Genomic DNA, 19285 nt, shown 5'->3' with positions numbered 1-19285 from the left:
ATAGTAGGGAGAAGGGCGTGAGGTTGCCTCTTTAATGATTTTATGGTATTATAGCAACCATTGTATGGAGATTGCTAGAGGATCAGGAGTAGCTGAGATTGCTTGGGGGATTGTTGAATCTTCCGAATATCAAGAAAGACTGCGTAGAATTGTATTAGGAATAGGGCGAGCTGCAACCAGAGAGTTTAATCCGGAAAGTTCATATCGATTAGTGGATAGATATGTTGCGTCAGGTGTTGCGGATGATATTTTGAAAGAGAGCGGTGACACGGATAAAGCACCGGAATATAAAATACTAGAGTTGATACAAAGGATGCCTTATTGGATTTGCGCGGAAGAAAAACTTGAATCTTATAGGAATGGGGTGTTTTATGAGCGCAATAATAAGATAAGAGAAAAAGAGACAGTTGTAGCTTTTAATAAGGTTGTACGAGACATAATTAGCGAAGGGCGATATAATCGCAAATCAGAACTTATATCGGATGTTCAAGGCGCTATGGATTGTCTTGGCTATGGCGATGAAGAAATTGAAAATGCATATAAATTCTTAGCTCATGTGATCAATGGTATGCGTCACGAAATCGCTGCTGAAATAGCTTTAAGGAAAACTAAGGGAGTGCGGGCTGTTCATACGACTGGCATTGACGATGATCTTGCTGGAAGAGATCTTATAGTTGAGTATAAGGATAATTATGGTGGCGAACATATAATTGGTCTTGATATAAAATCAACGCCAGACTCTGCGCGGAATGCTAATAATAGCGACCGTGATGAGGGATATCGCGCTATTTGGTCTGGTTTCGATCATAGACGGGGTGACTTTGGTTTTTATGAAGATAATTTAATGCCGAGCAATAAAGCCGTTAAAAGGGTGCGTTCATTTTATGAGACAGAACTTGAAAAAATAGTTAGGAAAGAAGTCAGTTGTCATAAAAAGAAGTAGGTCCGCTTTCCCATCCAATACGGGTGGCGCTACCTACTTCTGTGTGAATATTACCACGACCGTTGTAAAAAATCTAGAAAGTCGAGGCGCAGGAGATAATTAGCACTCACACTTGACGAGTGCTAAATTGGTGCGTTACAATAGATACGTTGTTAACGAAATGGAGGATAACGTGAGTACACCTATTAAGCCTCTTGGCGACCGTGTTGTAGCGGTGCGTGAAGAAGCAAAGACTCAGACAGCGAGCGGAATTTACTTGCCTGATAACGCTAAAGAAAAGCCAGTAGTTGCGGAAGTTAAAGCGGTTGGCGGCGATGTGAAGAATGTCAAAGTCGGTGATCGGATTGTCTATAAGGAATATTCGACTACGGATTTGAAAATTGACGGCACGGAATATTTGGTTGTTCGCGAAGAAGATATTTTAGCAACGGTTGTTGGATAAAAAGGGGAGTTTAATTATGGCAAAAAAAGTTTTTTATGATGACGATGCGCGAAATCGCGTGCTTGGCGGAGCTAAATCGCTATACGACGCAGTTAAGGTAACTTACGGTCCAAAGGGTCGCAATGTTGTGATTGCGAAGGGTTTTGGCGGTCCAACTGTTACTCATGACGGTGTAACAGTGGCTGAAGGAATTGAATTGCCAGAAAATGATGACGAAACGCTAGGTTATAAAGTTGGTGCAGATTTAATTAAGCAGGCCGCTAAGAATTTGAACAAGCAAGCAGGCGACGGCACAACGACTGTAACGGTGTTGACATACTCGATTTTGAAAGAGGCGAATCGATTGATTGCGGCTGGACATAATCCGATGGAACTTAGGAAAGGCATCGAGCAAGCTGGCGCGGAAATTGTTAAAGAATTGAACAAGTTGGCTGAGTCGATTGAAGGCAAGTCTGATCGCGTGGCTGAAGTCGCTACGATTTCGGCGGGTGATGCGGAAATTGGAAAGTTGATTGCTGGCGTAATCGAGAAAGTTGGCAAAGACGGCGTGGTTACTGTTGAGGCTGGTCAAGGCTTGGAATTAGAAGCTGAAGTTGTCGAAGGCTTTAGCTTAGACAAGGGTTGGGTAAGTCCGTTCTTTGTTACTGACGCGGGTCGCCAGGAAGCTGTGTATGAAAAGCCAGCAATCCTAATCACCGACAAGAAGATTTCTAGTGTACAGGAATTCTTGCCAATGTTGGAAAAATTGGCACAAAGCGGTAAAAAGGACGTTGTTCTGATTGCTGATGAAGTTGAAGGCGAAGCATTGAGTATTTTGGTCTTGAACAAATTGAAGGGCGTATTTAATACCGTAGCTGTTAAGGCGCCAAGTTTCGGTGATCGTCGTAAAGATGTACTTCGTGATATCGCTGTGCTAACTGGCGCGACTGTGATTTCTGAAGATCACGGATTGACATTCGAAAACGCTGGCTTAGAAGTTTTGGGTTCGGCACGTAAGGTGATTGTTGGTAAAGACGAAACGACAATTATCGAAGGCGCGGGCAAGCCTTCAGGCGTGAAGGAGCGAATTGCTGAGATTAAGTCGCTTTCAGAAAATGCTTCAAGTGAGTATGAAAAAGAGCAATTCGACAAGCGCGCTGCGGCATTGTCTGGCAAGGTTGCGGTTATTAAAGTTGGTGGCGCGACTGAAACGGAAATTGACGAGAAGAAATTCCGCGTTGATGACGCCGTGGCGGCTACTAAGGCGGCTTTGGCTGAGGGAATTGTCGCTGGTGGCGGCGTAACTTTGGTTAATTTGGCTGGTAATCTAAAAGTTAGCGGCGCGGATAGTTTGTCGGTCGGTCGACAAATCCTAAAAGACGCTCTGAAGCAGCCATTCTTGCAGATTATGAGAAATGCTGGCTTGAATGCCGACGCGTTGCTTGCTCAAGTTGAATCTGGCAAACCTGGATTCGGCGTTAACGTTATGAAGCCAGAAGATGGTCTAATTGACGTGAAGAAGGCTGGTGTTATTGATCCAGCTCGTGTAACTAAAGAGGCTGTTCAAAATGCAGTGTCGATTGCATCAACTGCGGCAACTATGGGCGCTTTGGTGGTTGATATTCCAGAGGCTGAAGTTGCAGCTGCTCCTGGCGGCATGCCGGGAATGGGTATGATGTAAATCTGCCCCGAGCAATAAAAATCCCGCCGAAAATGGCGGGTTTTTATTTTGGAGAAATGACTTAACGAGGATTTGATAAGTAGTCGATTTCTTTAATGATGTCCAGTAGAGCCTGAGCGCGGCGAGCTTCGTCGACAATAGCTACGGCAGCGTCGTGTGCTGGTGCGATTAAGGTTTTGTCGTCCGTAGAACGAAGAAGTAATAGATAAGTGTCAAACTTTTCTTCTGGAGAAACGTCCAGCTTATCGACTAATGGACGCAACTCGTTCAAGGCAGTTTGCTTAATTGTATCAAGCGCAGGATCTGCGGCTGCAGCTGGAGCTGGTGTGCTGACTACTGGAGTTAGTGTAACTGGCTCTGGAGCAGTAGATTCTACTGTAGCTTCGACAGACTTCTGACTGTCGTCTGAATCTGCAGCGACAGGATCCGGTGAGATGGTTGCAGGATTAATTACAGGTGAAGCTGTAGCATTTGTCTCTTCAAATTGTAAATTATTGTCTGTATTTTGTGATACGCCAGCTAATACCTTAGCCAGTTCTTGGTCGTCACTGAATGATTGATTAGCTTGAGAATCCATTATAACCCACCTTATATATTAAATTGTTTAAGCTTATATATGTTACACTATAACATGAGTTAATCAAGGAGCGCAAGATGTTAGATGATATGAATGTGATAAAACAATATGATCCAGGCGACGTTTTAAGCGGAGTTTTGAATATTCCAGAACAAGCTCGATATGAAGTGTCGATCCACGAAGGTGCGAATCAGCGTCGAGATTTTAAGAATATTGTGATCGCGGGAATGGGCGGTTCGGCTTTAGCGGCTGATATGGTTCGAGTTTTGACCGCGGGCTGGTTGCATATTCCGTTGGAGGTGGTGAAGGGCTATGATTTGCCGGGGTTCGTGAGCGAGGAAACGTTGGTTATTGCGGTTAGTCATTCGGGCAATACCGAGGAAACTCTGAGCTGCTATCAGCAAGCACTGGAGAAGAAGGCGTGTTTGGCGGCTATGTCGACTGGCGGAGCATTGATTGAGCGAGCGAAAAATGACAATGTAACTTACGCCCAAGTCCCAGCTGGCGCGCAGCCGCGAATGTCGACGGTTTACCATCTGCGAGGATTATTGAAACTATTGCAACATTTTTGGGTGATTGATAATGATTTGTACGATCAGGTGAAAAATAGCGCTGATTGGTTGGCGGGCGAAATATCTAATTGGACAGCTAAAACGCCAGAAGCTGATAATTTGGCGAAGCAGATTGCGAAATTAACAATTGGCAAGACGCTGGTTGTTTTTGGCGGTGAGTTGACTTGGCCGCTGGCGTATAAGTGGAAGATTAGCTGGAATGAATCGGCGAAGAATTTGGCGTTCTCGAATCAATATCCAGAATTTAATCATAACGAGTTTATCGGCTGGTCGTCGCATCCTGTAGAGAAGCCGTTTACGGTTTTTGATATTCGTAGCAATTTGGAGCGGGACAGAATCCGCGAACGAATGGAGCTTAGCGACCGATTGTTAAGTGGCAAGCGACCAAAGGCGCACGTGTTGGAGCTTCGAGGGAAGACGCTTATGGAGCAATTGCTGTGGGGTTTGGTGCTGGCTGACGCGGCTAGTATTTACACAGCTATTCTTAATGGAGTCAATCCTGGTCCAGTTCAGTTGATTGAAAAATTGAAAGCGGAACTTAGTTAATTTAATATCGTAGAGATTCGATTGGGTCGCGTCTGGTGGCGCGGGCTGCTGGATATACGCCAGAAATTACGCCGATGATTATTGATAGTCCAATTGATAAGACGGCTGTTTGCCAATAAATATAAGGCGTGAGCGGTAAATATAAGCTGGCAATATAAGCTCCCGCCAAGCCTAAGCCGTAGCCCAATATTCCGCCGAGAAATCCGATGATCGCTGCCTCTATTAGGAATTGATTGATGATATCCCAGCCCGTGGCGCCGACGGCTCGTCTGACGCCAACTTCACGCTGGCGCTCGGCGACATTGACAAGCATCACGTTCATAACGCCTATTCCACCAATTAACAGAGAAATAATGCCGATAACAGTTAAGATTATCGAGAGAAATTTCGCGACGTTAGATTTCTTTTCGTTTATCTCTTCGCCAGAAACGATTCGATAATTCTTATCGCTATCATGATTCTTCTTCAAAATATCGTCAGCCGATTTTATGACTGAATTGAGATTTTTATGATCTTTGGTAGTCACGATGATTTGCTGAATCTGCGGCGTTCCTTGGGTGAATTTTTTAATCACAGACAATGGAATAATGGCGGCGTTATTAAAATTCACGTCCAAATAATTGGCTTGATTTTCAATATTCTTCAACACGCCAACAACGGTCAATGGTTGATTTCGGATGTAAATAACATTTCCGATGGATCTTTCGGTGCCAAACAAATCGACCGACAATTGCTGACCGACGACAACCCCGCCGATGTCGTTAATAAATTGCCCAGTAGCAATTTGCAAATTAGCGACGTCTTTTAGCGATTCCGTACTGCCGATTAACGCGGCGTTTTGGATATCGACTTTACCTTCGCGGGCGCGCAGTTCGGCGTGTAGGAAAGCAATTGGCGCAGCTTTCGTATTGGCAATTTTCTCTATATCCCTGGCGTCCGTTTCAGTCAATGTGTTGACTGTCGTTGTGTTGTCGGATTCGGTCAGTAGATTCGGGATGGCTTTTTGATTGCCAGACTTAACAATGGCGACAGGAGTGGATGATTGGTTAGAATTGTCGCCGAATAGGTGATTAAATCCGCCAGTTAGAGATAGAACCATGGTGATGCTGGCGATACCAATAGCTACACCTACAATTGTCAAAAATGTTCGTCCACGATTAGCTCGCAGCGCCTGAGTAGCGTTCTCAAAATGATTTTTTACTAATATTTTCACGATTTTTTCGCCCTCGATTTCTTTGAAGATTTTTGCTTCTTAGGTTTTTCTTCTTTTTCATCGTCTACAATTAATTTCTTAGTGAACTTGCGCTTTTCCTTATGCTCGTCAGTATCGATTTTTCCGTCCAGCATGGTGATGACGCGACTGGCGTAGTGGGTCAGTTCTGGGTTGTGAGTAACCATAATTATAGTATTGCCGCGACGGTGTAGGTCTGACAATTCTTCCATAATGAGATGACTCGATTTACTATCCAAATTTCCTGTTGGTTCGTCGGCTAAGATAATTGACGGACTATTAACCAACGCTCTGGCAATTGCTACGCGCTGAACCTGACCGCCAGATAATTGATGTGGCATATAATATTCACGCTGTCCCAGATGAAAAGTTTTCAGAATACGGCTAGCTTCTTGGAGTCGTTTGACTTTCCCAAGTCCTTTATACGTTAGCGGCAACGCTACGTTTTCAATTACAGTCAGACGAGGAATAAGATTAAAATTCTGAAAAACGAAGCCAATATGTTTGGAGCGAATTTTGGCGCGTCGTCGCGAGCTAAGATTATCGACAGCGACATCGTCCAGATAGTATTCGCCCTCTGATGGCTGGTCTAGTAGTCCAAGTGTGTTTAATAAAGTAGTTTTTCCGCAGCCGCTGGGGCCCATAATAGCGATAAATTCGCCCTTTTTAACGGTTAAATCAACGTTATCTAAGGCGCGAATTTCAGCATCGCCAAAGCCAAATTTTTTTGTGACATTAATAAGCCTAATGCGTGGTGGAATAGTTTCTTTCATCTTTGACTCATTATAGAGAATGAGCGTTAGTAAGTGCAACCATAAGGGATAATAAAATTGTGGTATAATTATCAACAAGGAAGGGTGCAGGAGTGGTTGAACTGGCACGCCTGGAACGCGTGTAACGGAGCAATCTGTTCGAGGGTTCGAATCCCTCTCCTTCCGCCAAGAAGATTATTTACCGGCAGTATTTAAGTATTGTCGGTATTTTTTAATTGGAAAAGCATTTCTATCTGATCACGAAATAAATAGGTTGTAATTTTTACTAAATAGCTTGCAAAACACTAGATATAGCGGCTATAGTTATTATTGTACGCTATATATATAGCGAGCCCATAAATAAACAAAAACACAAGCTACAAAGATAAGCCACCAGATGAGGTGTTGGTGGTTTGTTTTTAAGAGGGGAAATTAAGGAGGGTATGTGAAAGAAATTAACGTAGTCAAACGCGACGGAACAAAAGAGCCGTTTGATGCTAATAAAATTAACGCGGCTATTTTAAAGGCGTGCGAAGGTTTGCCGGACCAAATCTCTAAGGTTGTTCAAGTGGCGACCGAATTGCAATTGACGTTATTTGATGGAATTACGACCGAACAGCTAGACGAGGCTGTCATTCAAACAGTTTTGCAAAACGTTAAAGACGATCCAGATTACGATAAAATCGCGGCACGATTATTACTGAAAACTGTCTATAAGCAAATTTTGGGCGATTATGAAACGGCGGAAGAATTGAAAAAGCTTCATGCGCGCGAATTTCCGAAGTTTGTTAAAGCGGCGGTGAAAGAGGGTTTACTGGATAAGCGCATGGCTGACGGTCGATTTGACTTGAAAAAGTTGGCGGCGGAACTTGATCCAGCGCGTGATGATTTGAGTAAATATTTGGGTGTGGTGACCAATAAAAACCGCTACGCTCTTCGCAAGCAAAACGGCTCACCAATTGAAACACCTCAGTTTACACACATGCGAATTGCTATGGGGCTTAGTTACAACGAGGCTGATCCGACTACTGCAGCGATTGAGTTTTATAATCACATGAGCAATTTGGAGTATGTCCCGGGTGGATCAACGCGAGTTAATGCTGGCGGTTCTTTCCCACAGCTCAGTAACTGTTTCTTGCTTAATGTCGATGATGATATGGAGTCAATTGCTAAGGCTGTTCGCGACACAATGTGGATTGCTAAAGGCACGGGCGGAATTGGCATTGGTTTTACAAAGCTACGCGCAGCTGGCAGTCCAGTTAAAACCACCAATACTGAATCGACTGGCCCAATTCCATTTATGAAGATGATTGATACGGCACTTTTTGCGGTTTCTCGTAAGGGTAAAAAGGCTGGTGCGGCTGCAATTTACATGGAAAACTGGCACCTGAATTTTGATCAATTTGTTGACCTTCGCCAAAACTCTGGTGACCCATATCTAAGAACCAGATTTGCGAATACCGCGGTATTTATCTCTGACGAATTTATGAAGCGAGTGGAAAAAGATCAAGATTGGTATTTATTTGATCCAGCGGAAACTCCAGATTTGACAGAATTATATGGTGAAGCGTTTTCGGCGCGATATAAAGAATATATAAAGATGGCGGAAGCTGGAAAATTGCGTACGTTTGATAAAATCTCGGCGCGTCAGCAGTTTAAGCGCATTTTGACTAGCTTACAGGCGACATCACATCCGTGGCTGACTTGGAAAGACACGATTAACGTGCGAGCATTGAATAACAATACGGGTACGATTCACCTCAGTAACTTGTGTACGGAAATTACATTACCGCAGGATAAAAATAATATTGCGACGTGTAATTTGGTGAGCATTAATTTGTCGGCATTTCTCAGTGAAGATAAGACTTGGGATTGGGATAGATTGAAAGAAGCGGCTCGTGCGGCAGTGCGACAATTGGATAATTTGTGCGACATCACTCAAACGCCAATTCCAGAAGCGATGCATTCGAATCAGCAAACTCGAGCGATTGGCCTCGGGATTATGGGTCTTTCTGACGTGTTGGAGAAGTTGGGTTATTGCTACGAATCAAAAGAAGCGTACGATTTGGTTGATCAATTGACAGAGTTTATCAGTTATCACGCCATTGATCAATCGGCTGATTTGGCAAAAGAATTGGGCAGCTATCCAACATTTGCGGGCAGCGGTTGGAGCAAGGGAATCCTTCCGATTGATACGGTTGATAAGCTGTCGAAAGATCGCGGTGTGAAGGTGAAAATAGACCAAAAGACGCGACTGGACTGGGATGGTTTGCGAAAGAAGGTGAAGAAGGGAATGCGAAATGCGACTCTTATGGCAATTGCGCCGACGGCTAATATTGGTCACGTGGCGGGAACGACTCCTGGAATTGATCCGCAATTTGCACAGATCTTTAGTCGCTCGACTTTGAACGGAAAGTTTTTGGAAGTGAACCATAATTTAGTTCGAGATTTGAAGAAACTTGGATTGTGGGACAATTTGAAAGATGAGATTTTTGCAGCTCAAGGCGATATTCAAGATATTGACGGTATCCCTCAGAATATCAAGGATGTTTATAAAACAAGTTTCCAGCTTAGTCCGTACGCGTTTATTGAGGTGGCGGCTAGGGCTCAGAAGTGGGTTGATCAAGCAATTTCTCGAAATATGTATCTTGAGACGCGAGATATTGATGAATATGTGAAGATTTATTCGGAAGCGTGGAAGCGTGGCTTGAAAACAACATATTACCTGCACGTTAAGCCACGTCATCAGTCGGAGCAGACGACGGTTTCAGTTGATAAAATTGCAGAACAAAAAGTCCGCACAAATAGCAAAGTGCGCGGATTTGGATTTGCGAAAATTAATAAATAAGGAGGAAATTAAGATGGGAATTTTAGGTTCAGGATTACGCGATGGATTGTCACTTCACCCAATTCGTTACCCTTGGGCGTATGATCTTTATAATCAAGCAGTGGCTAACACGTGGTTTCCAAACGAAGTTCAATTAGTCCAAGATCTGGCGGATTTTGAAAAATTGTCAGACGATGAAAAGCACGCATTGAAAACGGTTATCAGCTATTTGAATCCAAACGAGCTATTGATCAATAAATCGTTGGCGTTCGGTATTTATCCATATGTGAACGCGGCGGAAGCTCAACTATATTTATCAAAACAGATGTGGGAAGAAGCTAATCACTTCATGACATTTGAATACATTATTGAGACATTTCCGTTTGATCGCGAGGAAATTTATGCTGCGGGATTTGGTAAAAAATCATTGGCTGATAAGGCTGACTTCCAGAATAAACATTTGGATGTGATGCTTGATCCGAATTTGGATATTTATTCGCTGGAAGGTAAGAAGGACTTTGTTAGGTCTTTGGTGGCATATAACATTGTGCTTGAGGGAATTTGGTTCTATTCAGGTTTTATGGTTGGTATGAGTTTCCGTCAGCGTAATTTATTGCGCAATGTTGGCTCACTGCTGGACTGGATTACTCGCGATGAAAATCTTCACTTGACGTTTGGTATCAATCTACTTTTGACAATTTTGGACGAAAATCCAGAATTGCAAACGCAGGAATTCGCAGAGGAAATTCGCAACTTGATTTTGCAAGCGGTAGAACTTGAGAAGGCTTACAATAAGGATATGCTACCAAAGGGAATTTTGGGATTGAATGCTGATTATGTCAATCAGTATGTTATGCATATGACCGACCGACGCTTGCAAGAATTAGGTTTTGAACCTGAATATAACGTGCCAAATCCAGCCAAATGGATGGCAGCTGCCAATGATACGCTGGAATTGGTGAATTTCTTTGAAAGCACAAACACTAGTTACGAAGTTAATACCACGAAGTAATGGGAGTTGATGATATGAACGAATTAGCGAAAGAAATATTAGATACAGTCGAAGTTGGTGCGTTGGCGACGGTGAATGTTGATAGAACTCCTTTGGTGACGCCGCTGCACTTTGCGCGTTTTGGTAATTCTATAATTTGGATATCAGAGCCGACTGCGCGCCATTCAGAAAATGCGTTTCGAAACGGTAAGGCGGAATTTGTGGTTTGGGATGATAAAAAGCGAGCAGTTTTCTTAAAAACTAACGTGACTGAACTCCCAGAATCTGAGAAAGAGGCGGCAATGGCGGCTTATAAAGAGAAGTTGGCTGATTTTATGCCACGTTGTCAAAATCCGCAAATATACGTTGCGCCAATTGGTGAACTTGATGAAAAAACTACAACGGGCAATTGGCTGCATTTTATTGCATAAGCACTATATCTAGCGTAAAATTAGTTAAGTAACTACTAAATATAGGGGAAAATGAAAATGAACGCAAATCAGATTATTACTGATGACATGACTTTGGAAGAAAAATTGAGTGCCATTGACGCAGCTCTTAAAGCGGCGCAAGAAGCGGCTGATGATCAAGCAAAGTCGAACGGCACTGTTGCGGCACCAGTTGACCCGGCAAGTCTGACTATTTGTGACGGTTGCGAATAAGGTCCACCGGCAGATCTGATTATTGACAATATAGGGCTTTATATTGTATAATTAAGATTTTCATGAAAACAATTGAGACTTTTTCAGGATCTGAGGCTATGAAAGAAACTGAGCCACAGAGAGAGGGTTTTTCTCTGTCGGTTGCGCTTGGTTCTCTTAAGAAATGGGTGTGCGGCAGACGAGAAAAGCACAGCAAACCTTTTGGACTAACTAACAATTCGGCGGTAGAAAAACTTGAGGCAGCTGGAGAAGAATTGGGATTGCCAGAAACAGACGTTCGGCTTTCCTCTGGACTTAAGCTATTGATGGGCTTAATGCATGGCAAAAAGGAAGTTGAAATAATTGGCGAAGATATCTTAATTGAAGCCGCTAAAAGGGCTAAAGAAGAAGGTAAGGGAAGCGTTATAGCGCCAACACATTTCAATGGAGAAGATGTTCCTACGGCTAGTTATTTGGCGTCTCTGTTGAACAAAATTAATATTGGCGTAGCGTCGACTAATAGAGATTGGATTAAGAAGGGCGTTGGCGGAATCAACCTAGAGGCTATACAGTATCTTGCGTTTGGCGCTAAAAACTTTTTTGGTGTGCCATATGGATGGGTAGATAAAAAGAGTAAAAAACCGGTTCACTTTTCAATAGACCATTACGAAGAAGCGGTTAAATTTGTTGAGGATGGTGGATCTTTGGTTTTGGCTGGATATTCAGCGGATGACTCAGTAGGCTCAAAGCCTCGCAGTGAAATGGGCTCTGCAGCGATTCATACGGCATTGAAATCTGGCGCAGACTTGATATTTGTTTACGTATCGTCAGAGGATAAGAAACTTACTATTAGAGTCATGGAAGATGAGGATGGCATGTTTGCGGCGTTTAGCAATTCATACAGAAAGGCGCTAGAGATGAAGGATTCTGATGCATCCGAGCGTTTATTATCGTCATGCAAAGAGTACTTAAAAGACAGCGAAATAGGTAGGATCATAACAGAAGAATATAAGCGCCGATCGGACAAAAATAAAGCCAAGTAAGTGGTCGCAAGGTTCTAGTCATTGACAAATCAAAAATAATGTGATATCATTTCACTGTATAAAAAATTAAAACAAAAAGGAATAAAATGGCTGAAGAAAAAGATATTCACGGACTTACCGAAGGCGTATTGAGTCGAGACGATATGTCGGCGTTGACTTACGTATTGCAACACGTTAAGGGCGCCAGTCCAAGTTCGGCGACGAAATTAAGTCTGGAACTGGAAGAACTTGACGAAACAGCGTAGGGATTTAGCTAGATAATAATCCACCTCTGTTGTATACTGGACAGTATGGAACAGATTATTTCTCAAGTAGTGAAGCAACTTTTTGATCAAGACATATCGGTACAATTGACGCGTCCTGATCCGAAGTTTGGTGACTTTGCTACAAATGTGGCATTGCAATTGGCTAAGCCGCTAGGGAAGAATCCGCGTGAAATTGCGGAGATGATTGCTGAAAATCTGCGCAAGGAAGAGGAGTTTAGTGAAGTAAGCGTGGCTGGTCCAGGTTTTATCAATGTAAAACTGAGCGATCAATCCGTTCTAAATTCTTTGAAAAAAGAGCCAATAACGAAGCGCGCCGGTCAGACGGTTGTAATTGAAACCAATTGCCCGAATCCATTTAAGGCTATGCATATCGGACACGCTTTGAATGCGATTTTGGCGGACACGATGGCTAACTTGTTGGCGGTTGATGGTGCAATTGTGCATCGAGTGAGTTATCATGGTGATGTCGGAACGCATGTTGGTAAAAGTATGTGGGCGATTTTGCGTGAGATTGACGGCGATGTAAATAAATTGAACGAAATCCCAGCTGATAAGCGAAATGAATTTATGAGTCGCATGTACGTTGAAGGTGCGCGTGCGGCGAAAGAATCTCCAGAGGCAAAGGCAGAAATTGATGAACTAGCTAAGCAATCATTCGTTCTGGATGATCCGCTATATAAACAAGTTTACGAAATCTGTAAAAGTTGGAGTTTTGATGAAATTGACTCTAATGTTGGACGACTTGGAAACGTGCCGATTGAGCGACGTTACGTTGAGAGCGAAACTGAAGAATTGGGAAAATCTTTGATTAAAGAGAAAACTCCAGAGGTGTTTACCAAATCTGACGGTGCGTATGTTTTTAAGGGTAGCAAATACGGCGCGTTTGATAACGTATTTATTGGATCTCACGGCAATGGTCTTTATGGGGCGCATGATATGGGATTGATTCAGTTGAAATATAAGGATTACCCAGATTTGGACTTATCGATTACAGTAAACGCCGAGGAGCAAGCAGCATACTTCCGTGGCGTGATTGCGGCTAGTGAATTGTCGATTCCGGCTTTGAAGGGAAAATTGTTCAATTACGCGACTGGCTTTGTTAAATTGGCAACTGGAAAGATGAGTTCTCGAACGGGTGAGGTTGTTACAATTGGCTGGCTGTTCGATGAGTTTAAGAAGGCAATTGAAAATGCTGGCGGCGAGCCAACTGACGATGTGATTGCTGGCGCGCTTCGTTATCAATTCTTGAAAGTGAAGATCGGCGGCGACGTCATATTTGATATTAATGACGCGGTAAGTTTGACGGGAAATACGGGAAGTTACTTGCAATACGCTCACGCTCGAGCGCGGGGAATTTTAACTAAATCCGATAAAGAAATTGCCTTTCCGACAGAGTTGTTCGACGAAGATAAGATGCTGGTCAGAAAGTTGAGTGAGTACGTGAACATGGTTGACCGCGCTAAGGAAAGTTTGGAGCCTCATCACATTTGTACATATTTGTTTGAATTGGCGCAGGAATTTAATCGATATTACGAGAAAAATCAGGTTATTGGTAGCGACAAAGAGGCACATCGTGTAGGAATCGTGGCAATTTACGCCGACATTCTTAAGGCTGGACTGGCTATTTTGGGAATCGTGGCGCCAGATCGCTTGTAAAATATACTATATTAGTATATAATATAAATTTGTGAATGAACGACTGAGTAAACAATTAGGCGAGCAACCATATACATCATTTTATGATCGATATTTATCTACCCAGCTATTAACTCCGAGAAGTGATATAGCAGAGAAAAGAGGCATTAAGCGAGAACTTTTATTAGAGTCAGAGAAGCTTTGTGGCATAAAAAATGTGTACGAAAAGTCAGATAAGACGTTTGATGATGTAGTAGAGGCTGCTAAATCTGTTGCGGAGCTTGTTCGTGAAACACTTTATTTTAGGTCAACGGGTAATTTTTCAAGTCCGCTTGAAGCGGTAAATATCGCCAAAGACGAAGCTGCTAATTGTTATGGACATACAATTGTTGCGTCAGAATGTTTAGAAAAATTAGGAATTGAACATTTCATTAGTTATGCAAATCAACACACGTTTATCACGCTATTTGATCGTAGTAGTAATAGGTCGTTTATAATAGATGTTTTGACAGAGGAGTTGCGCTGTGAAATGACTGACGCCATCGGCTTTGATGGAATAGATCCGATTGAGCAGTTGTATTGTGGTGAACTCAGGGCTAATAGTACTTTATATACAGATTTATTATTACAGAAATTGCCTTCATCTGTTAATAGAAGTAATTTTGTAGCTCGACGGGAATGGTTGATGTTCTCAGATGGTATGAAATATCGAGATGGCTACGGAAGAAATGCACGACTACAGATGCTTACTCTGCCGTCCATTCCAGGTAGATTATTATTGTTAGATGAATATAATGCTCGAATTGATCAGTTGAATGGGCGATATAAAGAGGCTGCGGATAAAATAGTAGACTTGTCTGGTATATATTTGGATGTTGATTCTCGGAATAATTTGAAGGAGGCGGATAAATTATGTAGAGAATTAATAAAACAGGGCAGTGGTGATTTGGCTATTCAAGTAGCGTCCGTGGTAAATGATAGTTTGCTGTCGGGAGATTCTTCAAAGAACAGGCTGTTTCTTCCTGATGTTATACGTAAAGTAGCTAAACATGATAGGGATATTAACTTATTAAATGAGGCAATTAGGTTGTATAAGGAAATTATCAATAGTAAACCTAAGTATGATATCTTGGCTGTGGGGAAGTTAAGGGTTGCTGAAAAGTTGCTGAGGTCTATGAAGGCTGCTGGTGCGATTGTGTGCGATGCTGCCTGTGATAAAATTAGTGAATAAATATCTAATAAAAGGAGTTTTATAGCTATGAAATCTTCAGAATCAACTAAAGGTTCGAAAGTATCAGCTAAGAAATTAGCTTCGAAGAGTGTAAAAGCCGCGGCGAAAGTTGCCGCTCTTAAAAAGAAGAAAATTGTAAATGTAGCTATAAAAGACACTCACATGGCTGGATTTGTTGATTTTATTCGCGAACAGGGCGTTGTCGGTATGGCGGTTGGTTTGGCAATCGGTACCGCAGCTGGTGATACTGTGAAAAAATTGGTAACAGCATTTATTGATCCGCTAGTGCAGTTGGTTGTCGGTTCTCAGCAAGGGTTGCAATCAGCTTCATTTACAGTTGAAGTTGCTGGACGTAAAGGTGAGTTTTTATACGGCGCATTTGTTAGCTCGTTAATCACGTTGATAGCCGTTGCATTTGTTGTATATGCAATAATTCACTTCTTGAAACTCGATAAATTAGATAAGAAAAAGGATTAAAACCTTAACTAATAAGCGTACCTACTGATTCTCCGCGGGTTGCGCGGAGAATATTTCCGTCTGTAAGCAAATCACAAATTACAACTGGAATATGTTCGTCCATAGCTAACCCAATTGCTGCCTTATCCATAACGGCAATGTTAGGATTTGTTAGGACTTCTTGGTAAGATAAATGATCAATTTTTACGGCATCAGGGAATTTCATAGGATCTTTATCGTAAACTCCGTCGACTTTCGTTGTTTTAACCACGGCGTCACACTGCATTTCCAGTGCTAAGTTTAACGCCGCAGTGTCAGTAGTCAGAAACGGTCTGCCAGTGCCGCAAGCCACAATAACGATGCGGTTTTTCTTAATATGGCTAATTGCGCGCCGGAAAGTATAGTGGTCGATAAATTGATTGACTTCAACTGTAGACAATGCGCGAGTTGGCAGCCCTGCGTCATTTAATACGTCAGACAGGGCAATTGCATTCATTAGCGTAGAAAGCATCCCGATATTATGAGCGGAAACAGGTTGAATTCCTTGACCAATGATTTGATTGCCGCGAACGTAATTGCCACCGCCAACCATAATTACAATTTCAGCCCCGTCGTCCAGCGCTGGTCGAATTTGTTCGGCAATCCAGCGAGCGCGTTTTGGGTCAAAGCCGCTGGCGAATTCGCCTTGAAGTTGTTCACCTGATAATTTGAGTAGGATGCGTTTTGTCATGACACTAGTGTATCATAGCGCGCTTAAAAAATAACATAAATGCAAAAGGGAGGCGGCAGTGTAATACAAATTGCGATTTGCTATACAAATATTCGTTTTTTAAGTTAGACAAACTAGACAAGAAAAAGCTAAGACGCTTACGTTTGCTATTTTACTTTCTCCTGTCTACAATGTGAGTATAAAGGAGAGAGTAGTGTGAAAGATGGAGTTCGGCGGCCGGGCTATTTACGTAGATCGCAAGAATCTAGCAGTAGTCATTTATTGAGTCGAAATATTGAAAGACCCAGTCAACCGTCGTATAGTTATGGTGAACCGCCCGAACAGAGGCGACAGCGTTTAAAAGAATTGCGGGAACGGTACAGTAAACTACCGGAAACTCCTTTTGCTGACTATGATCTTGGTGACAAAAAACTACCTGCATATAAGCACAAAGCAGAGATATTAGACACATTGTCGGAAAGTAAAATATCCTGGCTGTGCGGACCGACGGGTAGTGGTAAAACGACACAAGCCGCTCAGTATGCACTGGAGCGGTTTGATCGTGTCGTGGTGTTGATGCCGCGGCGGGTTATCGTCGATAATGTTACTGAATATGTCGAGAAGAGTTTGCGTGAACAGCTTGGCGAACAATATCCTAATCACTTGGTAGGCAAGATTCACGGACGTGCCACTGAAGCGACGCTGGACACTAGGCTCTGTTTCATGACTCCAGCAACGTTTACGAAAAAGCTGGAACAATTTTCTAGCGACTGGCAGGACGAAAAGACGCTTATCATGGTTGATGAAATACATGAAGCCAATTTGGAGATGGAATTTGCTACCGCTCTGGCGGCAAAATCGATAGAGAATACCGGCAAATGGCATATGGCTTTTTCTAGTGCCACGCCTGATACAGAAGTTTCTCAGGCGATGTACGAAGATATTAATGGGTCAGAACTACCAGTCGTAACCATTAAGGGTCGGCCGCATGATATTGATATTGAAGAAGATAAGGTGAATACCGTATCTGAAGCCTACCTTGAATATGGTAAGGACTCGAAAAAATCACTAATCTTTGTTGAAGGTGTGAGGAGTATTGATGAGACCATTGCGTCAATCAAACGCCATACTCGCCATCAATCCGGGAAAATACGATTCTTCAAACTACACTCTGGTATATCAGAAGCTGCCCGCCGAGAAATTTTTACTGCTGAACCGGCAGAAGATGAATCATTTGTCATTGTTTCAACTTCGGCTGGACAGTCTGGTATTACCATCCCCGAGGTTGATCTGGTGCTGTCAAATGGACTGACGAAGAGTAAAGAAATTGGTGAAGAGGGCACGGAGGGGTTGCCACCTCGATTGTGTACTCAAGCAGAGCTGATGCAGCAGGCGGGGCGGGGCGGTCGTGATATTGATGGCGCTAAGTTTGTATTGGCTCGTCCGATATCTTACGATAAGATTTATTTGCCAGATGAGCTGAAAGGATTTTATGATATTGCGTCCCGCGAACAGCATATTCCACCGGAGATATATCACACGAATATTGTGCGCAACGTTTTGTCGGCTATCCATCTGAATGGTGATTTTGAGGATCTGAACCGATACCTGATGCATCCTGTTGCTAGTAAAAAAGTTATTCAAGAGTCGTACGATTTGCTGGAAACCCTGGAAGCAATTGATGGAGAGGGGCAGATCACAAAAATTGGTGAGTTTATGGATAGTTTACCATTGTCGCCAGAACTTTCTCGGTCATTAGCAGAAATGATTAAGAATGGGGGAAGCTTACGTGAAGTGTTGGCATTATCGGCCATGGCAGCCTCCGTCTCGGGTGGTGGCTTTGCCGCCTGGCATCAACCAAAGGAATTGTTCCAGGAATTTGTCAGCCCCGATACAACAGATGACTTTTTTGCCGAATACGATGCTTTTTTGAAAACCAGAGAGATTTATGACGGCTGTCGTACTAACAATGACGTCTACCTGACTAATGGTATTGATCCCAATAAGGCGGATAATATTCACTATCAATTTAGTAAAATATGTCGGCGCCTGTCGGTTAATCCAAACGATATCGACATGGGTGAACTAAACAGCGAGGAAAAACACAATATATCGGTGGCTTTGGTGCGCGGGTTTCAGGAATTATTGTATGCCAAAACTGGTAGTCGGCGCATTGGACGAACAACGGTTAATCAATACAAGAATGTTCATACTGGCGAACGTGGTATTTCTGAGTATGAAATTAGTTCGCACAGCTTAGTGCGACGTATGGGCTCGGAGGCGCTGAAGTTGGCCCTGGCTTTACCGTGGTGGTATGATACGCGTGATGGTCGTCGATACACACTCAACACAATTTTACCAGTAACCAAGAATCAAGTTGCTCAAGCCTTGAGTAGCAGCGCTGTGTCTGAATCCCTTGGTGATAGAGTTGCTCCTAATGGTGACTTGGTTCGTGTGACGCGGCCGAAAGTCGGCTCGCTGATACTCGGTCCAGAGCGGCAGCAAAAAATCCCCGCCATAACAGATGAGCAAATCGCGCTGATAGTGGACGTAATGAAAAACAAGGCTAATAAACAAGTAAGAGTATTGTTTGATTTACAACATCAGCGAGTTATCACCAAGGGTCAATTGCATCAGGTCCTAGACGGGTCTGCGGTAAATAGTCACAATGTCCATGAGGCGGAGGCTAAGGTTTGGGCTGAAGTGCAGAATGTGTTAACGAGCGAGCAGCAAGAAGCTTTTTATGGTCAGATAAACAGATAA

18 protein-coding genes and 1 tRNA gene are annotated in these 19285 nt (G+C 43.0%); 15 read left to right on the top strand and 4 right to left on the bottom strand.

Annotated elements, in window-relative coordinates; genetic code table 11:
• Positions 1–64 precede the first annotated feature (64 nt).
• The 3 genes from LRM45_RS01575 (at position 65) to groL (ending at position 3045) form a co-directional block, all read left to right on the top strand.
• Positions 65–943: a hypothetical protein gene (locus tag LRM45_RS01575; RefSeq protein ID WP_243826465.1), complete on the top strand. Its 879-nt coding sequence runs from the start codon at positions 65–67 to the stop codon at positions 941–943.
• Positions 944–1115: 172 nt separating this feature from the next.
• Positions 1116–1385 (top strand): co-chaperone GroES, encoded by a 270-nt coding sequence (locus tag LRM45_RS01570; RefSeq protein WP_232272958.1) that lies wholly within the window; start codon positions 1116–1118, stop codon positions 1383–1385.
• Between the two features lie 16 nt (positions 1386–1401).
• Entirely contained in the window at positions 1402–3045 is a 1644-nt protein-coding gene (gene groL, locus LRM45_RS01565) for a chaperonin GroEL (RefSeq protein ID WP_243826464.1), read from the top strand.
• Positions 3046–3106: 61 nt separating this feature from the next.
• Here groL and LRM45_RS01560 read toward each other — a convergent pair whose 3' ends face one another.
• On the bottom strand, positions 3107–3622 hold the full coding sequence (locus LRM45_RS01560; protein WP_243826463.1) for a hypothetical protein: 516 nt from the start codon (positions 3620–3622) through the stop codon (positions 3107–3109).
• 77 nt (positions 3623–3699) lie between these two features.
• On the opposite strand from LRM45_RS01560, the gene LRM45_RS01555 reads away from it, so the two are divergent.
• Complete coding sequence (locus LRM45_RS01555; RefSeq protein ID WP_129634532.1) at positions 3700–4740, top strand: bifunctional phosphoglucose/phosphomannose isomerase; 1041 nt, start codon at positions 3700–3702, stop codon at positions 4738–4740.
• 1 nt (position 4741) lies between these two features.
• On the opposite strand, the gene LRM45_RS01550 is transcribed toward LRM45_RS01555, so the two are convergent.
• Positions 4742–5953 (bottom strand): ABC transporter permease, encoded by a 1212-nt coding sequence (locus LRM45_RS01550; RefSeq protein ID WP_243826462.1) that lies wholly within the window; start codon positions 5951–5953, stop codon positions 4742–4744.
• Entirely contained in the window at positions 5950–6744 is a 795-nt protein-coding gene (locus LRM45_RS01545) for an ABC transporter ATP-binding protein (RefSeq protein WP_243826461.1), read from the bottom strand. Before LRM45_RS01545 ends, LRM45_RS01550 begins: the two co-directional genes overlap by 4 nt.
• Positions 6745–6822: 78 nt before the next feature.
• On the opposite strand from LRM45_RS01545, the gene LRM45_RS01540 reads away from it, so the two are divergent.
• The 10 genes from LRM45_RS01540 (at position 6823) to LRM45_RS01495 (ending at position 15834) form a co-directional block, all read left to right on the top strand.
• Positions 6823–6912 (top strand) — tRNA-Ser (locus LRM45_RS01540).
• A 256-nt stretch (positions 6913–7168) separates the two neighbouring features.
• Positions 7169–9571 carry a ribonucleoside-diphosphate reductase subunit alpha gene (locus LRM45_RS01535; RefSeq protein WP_243826460.1) on the top strand — a complete coding sequence of 801 codons (2403 nt, stop codon included), beginning with the start codon at positions 7169–7171 and terminating at the stop codon, positions 9569–9571.
• Between the two features lie 13 nt (positions 9572–9584).
• Complete coding sequence (locus tag LRM45_RS01530; RefSeq protein WP_129634551.1) at positions 9585–10562, top strand: ribonucleotide-diphosphate reductase subunit beta; 978 nt, start codon at positions 9585–9587, stop codon at positions 10560–10562.
• 14 nt (positions 10563–10576) lie between these two features.
• On the top strand, positions 10577–10972 hold the full coding sequence (locus LRM45_RS01525; protein ID WP_165000137.1) for a pyridoxamine 5'-phosphate oxidase family protein: 396 nt from the start codon (positions 10577–10579) through the stop codon (positions 10970–10972).
• A gap of 51 nt (positions 10973–11023) precedes the next feature.
• A complete protein-coding gene (locus LRM45_RS01520) occupies positions 11024–11203 on the top strand; it encodes a hypothetical protein (RefSeq protein ID WP_129634555.1) in 180 nt (59 codons plus the stop codon).
• Between the two features lie 62 nt (positions 11204–11265).
• Positions 11266–12225, top strand: coding sequence for a hypothetical protein (locus LRM45_RS01515; RefSeq protein WP_243826459.1), 960 nt, complete (start codon positions 11266–11268; stop codon positions 12223–12225).
• Between the two features lie 86 nt (positions 12226–12311).
• On the top strand, positions 12312–12470 hold the full coding sequence (locus tag LRM45_RS01510; RefSeq protein WP_165000039.1) for a hypothetical protein: 159 nt from the start codon (positions 12312–12314) through the stop codon (positions 12468–12470).
• A gap of 45 nt (positions 12471–12515) precedes the next feature.
• A complete protein-coding gene (gene argS, locus LRM45_RS01505) occupies positions 12516–14147 on the top strand; it encodes an arginine--tRNA ligase (protein ID WP_243826458.1) in 1632 nt (543 codons plus the stop codon).
• A gap of 196 nt (positions 14148–14343) precedes the next feature.
• Positions 14344–15357: a hypothetical protein gene (locus tag LRM45_RS01500; RefSeq protein ID WP_243826457.1), complete on the top strand. Its 1014-nt coding sequence runs from the start codon at positions 14344–14346 to the stop codon at positions 15355–15357.
• Positions 15358–15384: 27 nt separating this feature from the next.
• Entirely contained in the window at positions 15385–15834 is a 450-nt protein-coding gene (locus tag LRM45_RS01495; protein ID WP_243826456.1) for an MscL family protein, read from the top strand.
• A 4-nt stretch (positions 15835–15838) separates the two neighbouring features.
• On the opposite strand, the gene pyrH is transcribed toward LRM45_RS01495, so the two are convergent.
• Positions 15839–16543, bottom strand: a complete 705-nt coding sequence (gene pyrH, locus LRM45_RS01490; protein ID WP_243826455.1) for a UMP kinase — start codon at positions 16541–16543, stop codon at positions 15839–15841.
• A gap of 195 nt (positions 16544–16738) precedes the next feature.
• Between pyrH and LRM45_RS01485 the strand changes: the two genes are divergently transcribed.
• Entirely contained in the window at positions 16739–19285 is a 2547-nt protein-coding gene (locus LRM45_RS01485) for a helicase-related protein (RefSeq protein WP_243826454.1), read from the top strand.

Origin of the sequence: Candidatus Nanosynbacter sp. TM7-057 (assembly GCF_022828295.1) — a bacterium.
In the GTDB taxonomy this organism is placed as follows: Bacteria; Patescibacteriota; Saccharimonadia; order Saccharimonadales; family Saccharimonadaceae; genus Nanosynbacter.
Note: the sequence above shows the minus strand (reverse complement) of the source record. Positions and strands in the feature narration are given on the sequence as shown.

What these genes read in the sequence shown, in the direction of transcription:
- LRM45_RS01575 (WP_243826465.1), top strand. Translation starts at nt 65, where the DNA reads ATGGAGATTGCTAGAGGATCAGGAGTAGCTGAGATTGCTTGGGGGATT.
- groL (WP_243826464.1), top strand. Translation starts at nt 1,402, where the DNA reads ATGGCAAAAAAAGTTTTTTATGATGACGATGCGCGAAATCGCGTGCTT.
- LRM45_RS01560 (WP_243826463.1), bottom strand. Translation starts at nt 3,622, where the DNA reads ATGGATTCTCAAGCTAATCAATCATTCAGTGACGACCAAGAACTGGCT.
- LRM45_RS01555 (WP_129634532.1), top strand. Translation starts at nt 3,700, where the DNA reads ATGTTAGATGATATGAATGTGATAAAACAATATGATCCAGGCGACGTT.
- LRM45_RS01545 (WP_243826461.1), bottom strand. Translation starts at nt 6,744, where the DNA reads ATGAAAGAAACTATTCCACCACGCATTAGGCTTATTAATGTCACAAAA.
- LRM45_RS01530 (WP_129634551.1), top strand. Translation starts at nt 9,585, where the DNA reads ATGGGAATTTTAGGTTCAGGATTACGCGATGGATTGTCACTTCACCCA.
- LRM45_RS01525 (WP_165000137.1), top strand. Translation starts at nt 10,577, where the DNA reads ATGAACGAATTAGCGAAAGAAATATTAGATACAGTCGAAGTTGGTGCG.
- LRM45_RS01520 (WP_129634555.1), top strand. Translation starts at nt 11,024, where the DNA reads ATGAAAATGAACGCAAATCAGATTATTACTGATGACATGACTTTGGAA.
- LRM45_RS01515 (WP_243826459.1), top strand. Translation starts at nt 11,266, where the DNA reads ATGAAAACAATTGAGACTTTTTCAGGATCTGAGGCTATGAAAGAAACT.
- LRM45_RS01510 (WP_165000039.1), top strand. Translation starts at nt 12,312, where the DNA reads ATGGCTGAAGAAAAAGATATTCACGGACTTACCGAAGGCGTATTGAGT.
- argS (WP_243826458.1), top strand. Translation starts at nt 12,516, where the DNA reads ATGGAACAGATTATTTCTCAAGTAGTGAAGCAACTTTTTGATCAAGAC.
- LRM45_RS01495 (WP_243826456.1), top strand. Translation starts at nt 15,385, where the DNA reads ATGAAATCTTCAGAATCAACTAAAGGTTCGAAAGTATCAGCTAAGAAA.
- pyrH (WP_243826455.1), bottom strand. Translation starts at nt 16,543, where the DNA reads ATGACAAAACGCATCCTACTCAAATTATCAGGTGAACAACTTCAAGGC.